The 4,400-nt window shown below is 48.3% G+C and carries 3 protein-coding genes and 4 tRNA genes; 6 read left to right on the top strand and 1 reads right to left on the bottom strand.

Going from position 1 to position 4,400, the window contains the following annotated elements; all coding sequences use genetic code 11:
• Nucleotides 1-319 precede the first annotated feature (319 nt).
• Together murB and birA are read left to right on the top strand one after the other, a co-directional pair.
• Nucleotides 320-1,357: a UDP-N-acetylmuramate dehydrogenase gene (gene murB / locus ACT3RT_RS22930; protein WP_485904295.1), complete on the top strand. Its 1,038-nt coding sequence runs from the start codon at nucleotides 320-322 to the stop codon at nucleotides 1,355-1,357.
• Nucleotides 1,354-2,313, top strand: coding sequence for a bifunctional biotin--[acetyl-CoA-carboxylase] ligase/biotin operon repressor BirA (gene birA / locus ACT3RT_RS22925; protein ID WP_496203776.1), 960 nt, complete (start codon nucleotides 1,354-1,356; stop codon nucleotides 2,311-2,313). The genes murB and birA overlap by 4 nt, the downstream gene beginning before the upstream one ends.
• 49 nt (nucleotides 2,314-2,362) lie before the next feature.
• Here the strand turns inward: birA and coaA are convergent, their stop codons facing one another.
• Entirely contained in the window at nucleotides 2,363-3,313 is a 951-nt protein-coding gene (coaA, locus tag ACT3RT_RS22920) for a type I pantothenate kinase (RefSeq protein WP_353500570.1), read from the bottom strand.
• Between the two features lie 495 nt (nucleotides 3,314-3,808).
• On the opposite strand from coaA, the gene ACT3RT_RS22915 reads away from it, so the two are divergent.
• The 4 genes from ACT3RT_RS22915 (at nucleotide 3,809) to ACT3RT_RS22900 (ending at nucleotide 4,275) form a co-directional block, all read left to right on the top strand.
• A tRNA-Thr gene (locus tag ACT3RT_RS22915) sits at nucleotides 3,809-3,884 on the top strand.
• Between the two features lie 18 nt (nucleotides 3,885-3,902).
• Nucleotides 3,903-3,987 (top strand) — tRNA-Tyr (locus ACT3RT_RS22910).
• Between the two features lie 130 nt (nucleotides 3,988-4,117).
• Nucleotides 4,118-4,192: transfer RNA gene (locus tag ACT3RT_RS22905), tRNA-Gly, on the top strand.
• Between the two features lie 7 nt (nucleotides 4,193-4,199).
• A tRNA-Thr gene (locus ACT3RT_RS22900) sits at nucleotides 4,200-4,275 on the top strand.
• The last annotated feature ends 125 nt before the right edge of the window (nucleotides 4,276-4,400 follow it).

Here is a 4,400-nt window from a genome sequence, read left to right as displayed (position 1 = left end):
GCTTTTTGCCTTCCGGCGGTTCTCTGCTCGAGAAGAGAGTAGGACAAAAGGCGCTGCCTTTTGAACGTTGCGCAGCAGCGTCCCGCAGGGTGAAGCACGCGGTGGTTCATCACCTGCCAGGCATCAAATAAAGTGAGAAACCCCAGCCTAAAGGCCGGGGTTTTTTGCTATGTGGGAAACGGTAAATAAAACTTCATACATTCCTCCTTAATTCTCTTAAGATCCTCCCTATCTTAAAAACACAATCAAACTCTATAAGCCGTAAACCGCTGGATCAGTTAAACTGGGCATAATTGAGTAACGAATGAGTAATGTGGTTATGCCGATCCAAGGTACATCTTTAAAGGCTTTCAATACCTTTGCTATCAACGCTAATGCTAACGCCGTAATAACGGCTTCGACGCCCGCGGAATTATCAGCAGCCTGGCTTGAGGCCAAAAAATCGAACAAGCCATTCTTATTATTGGGCGAAGGCAGTAACGTTCTGTTTTTAAATGATTTCTCCGGTGATATTGTTCTGAACCGCATCCTTGGGATCGATATTAAAGAGAATGATCATGAGTGGTTATTGCATGTAGGCGCAGGTGAGAATTGGCACCAGTTAGTCGTTTCAATGCTAGAGAAGAATATCCCCGGACTCGAAAACTTAGCCTTGATCCCTGGCTGTGTGGGATCTGCGCCTATTCAGAACATTGGCGCTTACGGCATTGAGCTGCAAAATGTCTGTGATTATGTCGACTTACTTAACTTAGCAACCGGCGAGATTAGCCGTATTGATGCCAGCGAATGCCAGTTCGGCTACCGTGAAAGCATCTTCAAACATGGGTATCGCGATGGTTTTGCTATCGTGGCGGTGGGGCTGCGGCTGAGTAAGGATTGGCATCCAAAGCTGACTTACGGTGATTTAACCCGTCTGGATGATGTCAGCGTAACCCCGCAACAAATATTCGATTCAGTGTGTCATATGCGTCGCAGCAAGCTTCCAGACCCTAAAGTGACAGGGAATGCAGGGAGCTTCTTTAAGAATCCGATTGTCGATGCCCTTATCGCTGATGCTCTGAAGAACCAGTATCCGGCCATGCCTTATTACCCACAGGCCGACGGCACGGTTAAGCTTGCCGCAGGTTGGTTAGTCGAAATGGCTGGTCTGAAGGGAACAAGCTTGGGTGGCGCGAGTGTTCATCAACAGCAGGCGCTGGTGCTGGTGAATAGAGACGGTGCAACCGGAGCGGACATTAAATCTTTGGCAAAACTGGTGCGAGAAACCGTCGCAGAGCGTTTTGGTGTGTATTTAGAGCCAGAGGTTCGCTTTATATCATCAGTGGGTGAAGTAAACGCAGTTGAGGCGCTTTCATGAAAGATATCACCGTACCTCTCCACCTTATCTCCATCCTTTCCGACGGCGAGTTCCACTCTGGCGAGCAGTTAGGCACAGAGTTAGGCATGAGCCGTGCCGCCATCAACAAGCACATACAGACAGTCAGGGACTGGGGAGTTGATATCTTTACCGTTCCTGGTAAGGGCTACAGTCTGCCTGCACCCATTCAATTGCTCGACGAGCAGCAGATCCTCTCCTTCCTGCCGGAAGGACGAGTCAGCGTGCTGCCTGTTATCGACTCAACTAACCAGTATCTGTTAGATCGTATCACCACACTGGGGTCTGGTGATGCTTGCGTGGCGGAGTATCAGCAAGCAGGCCGTGGAAGAAGAGGGCGAAAATGGTTCTCTCCTTTCGGCTCCAATCTTTACCTCTCTATGTATTGGAAGCTGGAACAAGGTCCGGCTGCGGCAATGGGCCTGAGTTTGGTGATCGGCATCATTATGGCCGAAGTGCTGCAAAAGTTGGGGGCGGAGGACGTTCGCGTTAAATGGCCAAACGATCTCTACCTTAAAGATCGCAAACTTGCCGGTATTCTAGTGGAGTTAACAGGGAAAACCGGCGATGCGGCGCATCTGGTTATTGGCGCCGGCATCAACTTGAAAATGCGTGAACTCTCTGCCGATAGCATCGATCAAGGTTGGATAAATCTGCAAGAAGCTGGCGTGCATATCGATCGCAACCAGCTCACGGCGACATTACTCTCTGAGCTGCGTCTGGCACTGCGCCAGTTTGAGATTGATGGGTTAGCCCCGTTCATTAGCCGCTGGCGCAGCCTGGATAATTTTATCGATCGCCCAGTTAAGCTATTGATTGGCGAGCAGGAAATTCATGGCATTGAGCGAGGTATCGATCAGCAAGGTGCATTACTGCTCGAACAAGACGGGGTAATTAAGCCATACATTGGTGGCGAGATATCTCTGCGCGGTAGGTAACAAGTCGAAGTTAGATTGCATTAAAAAGGAGGGCTTTTGCCCTCCTTTGTCATTTCCTTAATCGAACACTCTCCACCGCGTGGTTTGCGCTCTTGGTCATTATCAGACTAGCACGCTCGCGAGTTGGGAGGATATTCTCTTTTAAATTCAACCCGTTGATCTCATTCCACAGTTGCGTAGCGATCTTCACTGCCTCTTCCTCTGGCAGCTTCGCATAGTGGTGGAAATAAGAATCTGGGTCGGCAAACGCGCCCTGACGGAATTTGAGGAAACGATTGATATACCAGCTTTGTAATAGGTCTGCAGGTGCATCGACGTAAATAGAGAAATCGACGAAGTCAGACACAAAGACATGGTGGGGATCGTGTGGGTAATCCATCCCGCTTTGTAAGACATTCAGACCTTCTAAAATAAGAATGTCTGGCTGCTCAATGACTTTGTTGCCATCTGGGATCACATCATAAATCAGGTGCGAATAGACCGGAGCGGTAACGCTCTTGGCGCCGGACTTAACCTCTGACACAAAGTTAACTAACTGATGCATATCATAAGATTGCGGGAAGCCTTTCTTCTTCATGATCCCACGTTCTTGCAGCGTCTTATTCGGATACAGGAATCCGTCGGTGGTAATTAACTCGACCGTCCTATGCTCGGGCCAGCGGCTCAGAAGGGCTTGTAGAACGCGAGCCGTCGTACTCTTACCTACCGCGACACTGCCCGCAATCCCAATGACATAAGGGATTTTCTGACCATCCGTGCCTAAGAACTGCTCTAAGACTGCCTGGCGGCGAAGGTTCGAACTGATGTAAAAATTAAGAAGGCGTGAAAGCGGCAAATAGATTTGCGCAACCTCCTCCAAGGATAGATCCTCATTGATGCCTTTTAATTTCGCGATCTCAGTTTCCTTTAGTGTTAACGGAACCGAGTCACGTAAGGCTGCCCATTGAGCTCTGTCGAACTGTAGATAAGGGGTTGCCAAGGATAAGTCTCTTTTATTCATAAGTTAAAATCTGCCTGTTAGCGCAGGTCAGGAAAGGCGCCGCACGCCAAGTCCAGACAGTAAACCAGCTGCCCATTATAGACAGCTAAATTTTCGTCGTAGACATTTTTCTTATACCTTATCGAATTCTTTGATTGGGTTAAAAATTTTTAACTAAAGTCATAAATCCGCATTTTTATACCTTGGCATCCTGATTGGCAGGCTGCTTTGCGTTATCTCAAGGAAATATCTGTGTTGAATACAGATTAAAGAGAGATAACGGATAATTAGCGCCGCTCGGGTTTCCAGAGCCAAGCAGATTCGGGCCTGTGGATGGCAAGGGCCAGCAAGAGGCGGTAAAACTTAAAAAATTCATTTTGCATAATATTTGGGCGAGAAAGGGCCTGGATACGCTGTTTTCCTCACTTTTTGCATAAAACATGACCGATAGAGCAAAAGTCGCAATTTTTTTGTTGCATCCCCCGCCGAGTCTCCCTAGAATGCGCAGCACTTGATGCCGGCATAGCTCAGTTGGTAGAGCAACTGACTTGTAATCAGTAGGTCCCGAGTTCGACTCTTGGTGCCGGCACCAATCAAGTACTTAAAATCTGGTGGGGTTCCCGAGCGGCCAAAGGGAGCAGACTGTAAATCTGCCGTCATCGACTTCGAAGGTTCGAATCCTTCCCCCACCACCAAACAAGCCTTATCACTAAGGCAACTTATGAGGCCAAGTGCTTTGTAAGTGAAGATGAGGTGTTAAGTGTCTCATTTCCTTATCCCCGTCTTCTCGTTCTTCAGAACAATCAGGTAGCCGAGTTCCAGGATGCGGGCATCGTATAATGGCTATTACCTCAGCCTTCCAAGCTGATGATGTGGGTTCGATTCCCACTGCCCGCTCCAAGTATGTGCTGATATAGCTCAGTTGGTAGAGCGCACCCTTGGTAAGGGTGAGGTCGGCAGTTCGAATCTGCCTATCAGCACCACTTCCCAATTCTCTCCCTCCTGATTTTCTTTCTGTAAAATAATTCATCAAGCAAATGCTTGGTTGATGTGGTGATACCACCGATTTAACCGTGTCTTAGAGGGACAATCGATGTCTAAAGAAAAG

Origin of the sequence: Ewingella sp. AOP9-I1-14, assembly GCF_052375995.1 — a bacterium.
Classification (GTDB): Bacteria; Pseudomonadota; Gammaproteobacteria; order Enterobacterales; family Enterobacteriaceae; genus Ewingella; species Ewingella allii.
Note: the sequence above shows the minus strand (reverse complement) of the source record. Positions and strands in the feature narration are given on the sequence as shown.

Bases quoted from the DNA above. Each gene is read 5' to 3' on its own strand.
- murB (WP_485904295.1), top strand. From the start codon at position 320: ATGCCGATCCAAGGTACATCTTTAAAGGCTTTCAATACCTTTGCTATC.
- coaA (WP_353500570.1), bottom strand. From the start codon at position 3,313: ATGAATAAAAGAGACTTATCCTTGGCAACCCCTTATCTACAGTTCGAC.
- birA (WP_496203776.1), top strand. From the start codon at position 1,354: ATGAAAGATATCACCGTACCTCTCCACCTTATCTCCATCCTTTCCGAC.